The sequence below is a fragment of the Frankia sp. AgKG'84/4 genome (assembly GCF_023242965.2).
Classification (GTDB): domain Bacteria; phylum Actinomycetota; class Actinomycetes; order Frankiales; family Frankiaceae; genus Frankia.
Genome location: NZ_JALKFU020000543.1, coordinates 1 through 3682, shown reverse-complemented (window position 1 = coordinate 3682; position 3682 = coordinate 1). Strand labels below are relative to the sequence as shown.

General features: G+C 76.1%; 6 protein-coding genes. 3 read left to right on the top strand and 3 right to left on the bottom strand.

The window, feature by feature from the left end:
• Positions 1 to 661 (top strand): polysaccharide deacetylase family protein (locus tag MXD58_RS22865; protein ID WP_250609897.1); only part of this gene is annotated, 661 nt, incomplete at its 5' end.
• A gap of 127 nt (positions 662 to 788) precedes the next feature.
• Entirely contained in the window at positions 789 to 1565 is a 777-nt protein-coding gene (locus tag MXD58_RS22860; protein ID WP_248839050.1) for a hypothetical protein, read from the top strand.
• 20 nt (positions 1566 to 1585) lie between these two features.
• On the opposite strand, the gene MXD58_RS22855 is transcribed toward MXD58_RS22860, so the two are convergent.
• From MXD58_RS22855 to MXD58_RS22845, 3 genes are all read right to left on the bottom strand, one after another.
• A complete protein-coding gene (locus tag MXD58_RS22855; RefSeq protein ID WP_248839049.1) occupies positions 1586 to 2482 on the bottom strand; it encodes a 5-oxoprolinase subunit C family protein in 897 nt (298 codons plus the stop codon).
• A complete protein-coding gene (locus tag MXD58_RS22850) occupies positions 2479 to 3150 on the bottom strand; it encodes a 5-oxoprolinase subunit B family protein (RefSeq protein WP_248839048.1) in 672 nt (223 codons plus the stop codon). Before MXD58_RS22850 ends, MXD58_RS22855 begins: the two co-directional genes overlap by 4 nt.
• A gap of 80 nt (positions 3151 to 3230) precedes the next feature.
• Positions 3231 to 3323, bottom strand: coding sequence for a LamB/YcsF family protein (locus tag MXD58_RS22845; protein WP_250609896.1), 93 nt, complete (start codon positions 3321 to 3323; stop codon positions 3231 to 3233).
• A gap of 37 nt (positions 3324 to 3360) precedes the next feature.
• Here MXD58_RS22845 and MXD58_RS22840 point away from each other — a divergent pair.
• Positions 3361 to 3682: ferredoxin-like domain-containing protein (locus MXD58_RS22840; protein ID WP_518478639.1), on the top strand; the 322-nt coding region annotated here is incomplete at its 3' end.

Sequence of the window (3682 nt, the reverse complement as noted above, 5' to 3'; positions counted from 1 at the left end):
GCGGCCGGCGGTCAGCGCCACCGCGCCGGCACCCACGGGAGGCGGGGGCGACGTCGTGCTCAGCCAGCCCGCCCGCCACGTCCGCGAACTGCGCCCGGACGCCCCCGCCGGTGCGGTCGCGCTCACCCTCGACGACGGCCCGCACCCGACCTGGACACCGAGAATGCTCGACGTGCTGCGGACCCATCAGGTCCTCGCCACGTTCTGCCTCGTGGGAGACCAGGCCAGGGCCCATCCGGCGCTGGTCCGGGCGATTGTCGCCGCGGGCCACTCCCTCTGCAACCACACGATGACCCATCCGCAGCCGTTCAGCCGCCGTCCCCGGGCGCAGCTGCACGCGGAGATCGCCGCCGCCCAGCAGGCGATCGTCGCCGCCGGCGGCCGCTCGCCGCGACTGTTCCGCGCGCCCGGCGGCGACTGGTCCCCGGACGTGCTCGCCGTCGCCGACGAACTCGGCCTGACCCCGCTGGGCTGGGATGTCGACCCGCGGGACTGGTCGCGGCCCGGCGAGGAGACGATCGTGCGCGCGCTCAGCGCGGCGCGCGCCGGCGACATCCTGCTCAGCCACGACGGCGGCGGCGACCGGTCGCAGACCATCGCGGCGCTCGACCGGGTGCTGCCCGCCCTGCAGGCCCGGGGATGCGTCTTCGTCGCGTTGTGATCCCCGACCCGCTCCGCCCCGACCCGCTCCGCCCCGACCCGACTCCGCGGACCCGGCGTGACCTGGTGATTTGCCGAGCCGAGGCGGGGCACGCTGCCTGGTGTAGGCCGAGGAGAGGAGGCGAGTGATGACAGCCGTCGTCAACGCCGACACCCGCGGACTGGGCGCCTGGCACATTCCCCGTAGCCGGGGCGCGGTCACCGGACTGTTGCTGATGCTCCTGGGGTTGTGGGGGGCGCTCGTACCGTTCGTCGGCCCTTACTTTCACTTCGAATTCACCCAGGACGGCGCGTGGACGTGGACGTCCGCCCGGTTCTGGCTGGAGCTGCTGCCCGGCATCGCCACGTTCGTCGGTGGATTCCTGCTGGCGGTCAGCGCGAACCGGGGGACGGCCGTGCTCGGCGCGTGGCTCGCCATCGCCGCCGGCGCCTGGTACGTGCTCGGGCCGACCCTGACGGGACCCTGGCACCTTGGTAACCTCGGCGCGCCGCGGGGCGGCACCGCGCAGGCGACCCTCGAATGGATCAGCTTCTTCTACGGCCTCGGTGCCGTCATCATCTTCCTGGGCTCGACGGCCTGGGGCCGGCTCAGCGTCCGGGGCGTGCGTGACGTCGCCGCCGCCCGTCGACGCCGCGACGCCCGCGGGGCCGGCCCGGACCCTCGCCAGGACGTGCCGCCGGCCGTCAGCGAACCGCAGGTGTACCCGAGCGACCGGCCGGCGGCGGGCCGGCCGCAGGGCGCGACGGATGCCAACGGCCGGGCAGCCGGCTCGTACGGCGCCGATGGCCAGCAGGGATACGGCCAGCAGGGATACGGCCAGCAGGGATCCGGCCAGCAACCGGCGCCGCCGGACCGGTCCGGCGCCTTCGGCCGCCACCGACGGCGCAGCCACAGCACCCGCTGAGTCACCCGGGTGGCGACCGGTCACCCAGGCCGGTACAGGCGCAGCCGCACCCGCTGCCCGGGCCGGCACTGGGCCGCCAGGGCGAGGTCGTCCGCGGCGACGACAGCCAGTACCGGATAGCCGCCGGTGACCGGATGATCGGCCAGGAAGATGACGGGCTGGCCGTCGCGCGGAATCTGCACGGCGCCCGCCACGACCCCCTCGGAGGGCAGCTCGGCGCTGATCCGTCGGCGCAGGGCCGGTCCGCGCAGGCGCACGCCGACGCGGTCGCTGTCCGCGGACACCTCGTATGCGCCGGCCCACAGCCCGGCGACGGACTCGGCGGTGAACCAGTCCTCGCGCGGGCCGGGGATGACCCGCAGGACCGGCTCGTCGGCGTACCGGGCCTGCGGGGCGAGGTCGACCGTCGGCGCCGGCCCGCTCTCCCGCCCGATCGCAAGGACGGTTTCGGCGGCCAGCGGTTCGGGCCCGATACCGGCCAGGGTGTCCCGCGACCGGGAGCCGAGGACGGCCGGGACGTCCACCCCGCCGCGGATCGCGAGATAGCTGCGCACACCCCGGTCGGGCGCGCCGATCCGCAGCCGCGCGCCCGCCGGCACGTCGACCGGCGCGTACATGCCGACCGGCCGGCCGGCGAGGTCCAACGGGCACGGCGCCCCGGTCACGGCGATCATCGTCGGCCCGGTGAACGACACGACCAGGCCGCCGTACGTCGTCTCGATCGCCGCCGCGCCCGCGAGGTTGCCCACCAGCCGGTTCGCCAGCCGCAGGCTGCCCCGGTCGGCGGCGCCCGAGCGGGTCACACCGAGATGCGCGAGCCCGGGCCGGCCGAGGTCCTGCACGGTGGCCAGCGGCCCGGGCGCGACGATCCGCACCGATCCCGCCGGCGGCCCCGGGGTCCCGGGCGTCTCGCTCACGCCGGCCCCCGCGTCGTTTCGGCAGCGGAGTTGCCGACGTCGACGAAGCGGACCGGGGTTCCCGGCGCGAGCAGCGCGGGCGGGTCCCGGTCGAGGTCGAAGGTGACAAGATCGGTGTGGCCGATGAGATGCCAGCCGCCGGGCGAGGCGCGCGGGTAGACGCCGGTGAACAGATCGGCGATCGCGACGGCGCCGGGGGGCACCCGGGTGCGCGGGGTGGCCCGCCGCGGCACCCGCAACCCGGGATCCAGCCCGGCGATGTAGGCGAACCCGGGGGCGAACCCGCAGAATGCCACCCGGTGCGAGCCACCGGTGTGCCGCTCGACGACCTGGCGCGGCGTCAGCCCGGTGAGCCCGGCGACGTCCGCCAGGTCGGGGCCGTCGTAACGCACGGTGACCGTCACCGGTGGGGTGGACCCGGGCGTCGCCCGCCCGCCGACGGGATCCGCGTCGCCCGCCCGCACGGCGCCCGCCCGCAGGTGCTCCCGGAGCCGGGCCGCGTCGGTGGCCGTCCGGTCGAACTGGACCAGCACGGTCCGGGCGGCGGGGACGAGTTCCACGACGCCGCGCGGAAGGTCGCGGCGCAGCCGGTCGTAGACCTCCCCGGCCTCGGTCAGGTCGGCGACCTCGATCAGCAGGGCATCGGCGCCGCAGGTCAGGATGCGCATCGTGGTCCTCCCAGGCCCGCGCGGTCGGTCGGTGCTCTGTCGGTCGGTGCTCTGTCGGTCGGTGCTCGGGCGAACGGTGCTCAGGCGAACGGTGCCACCTCGATACCCGCGGCCCGCAGCGCGTCGCGCACGCGCCGCACGAGGTCCACCGCCCCGGGGGTATCACCGTGCACGCACAGTGACCGAGCCTGGACCGGAACGGGGATCTACATGCAGCGTGACGGTCGCTGTGCGCTCACGGTGCTGGTCCCGCTCGGCCGGTTGCGGGCCGATCAGCTTGACCTGCTCGCCGAGATCGCCGAGCGGGCGGGCGAGCGCCCGGTGATGGTGACGCCGTGGCGTTCGGTGGTGCTGCGTGACCTCGATCCGGTGGCCGCGTCGGGGATCACCCGGCAGGTGGCCGACACCGGGCTCGCCGTCGCGGCGGACTCCGCGTGGATCGGCGTGACGAGCTGCGCCGGGCGTCCCGGCTGCGCCCGTGCCCTGGCCGACGTGCGCCGCGACGCCGCGCGGGCCGCGGGCGGACCGGCCG

Excerpts from the sequence above, each read along its gene's own strand:
- MXD58_RS22850 (WP_248839048.1), bottom strand. The coding sequence starts at position 3,150 with ATGCGCATCCTGACCTGCGGCGCCGATGCCCTGCTGATCGAGGTCGCC.
- MXD58_RS22860 (WP_248839050.1), top strand. The coding sequence starts at position 789 with ATGACAGCCGTCGTCAACGCCGACACCCGCGGACTGGGCGCCTGGCAC.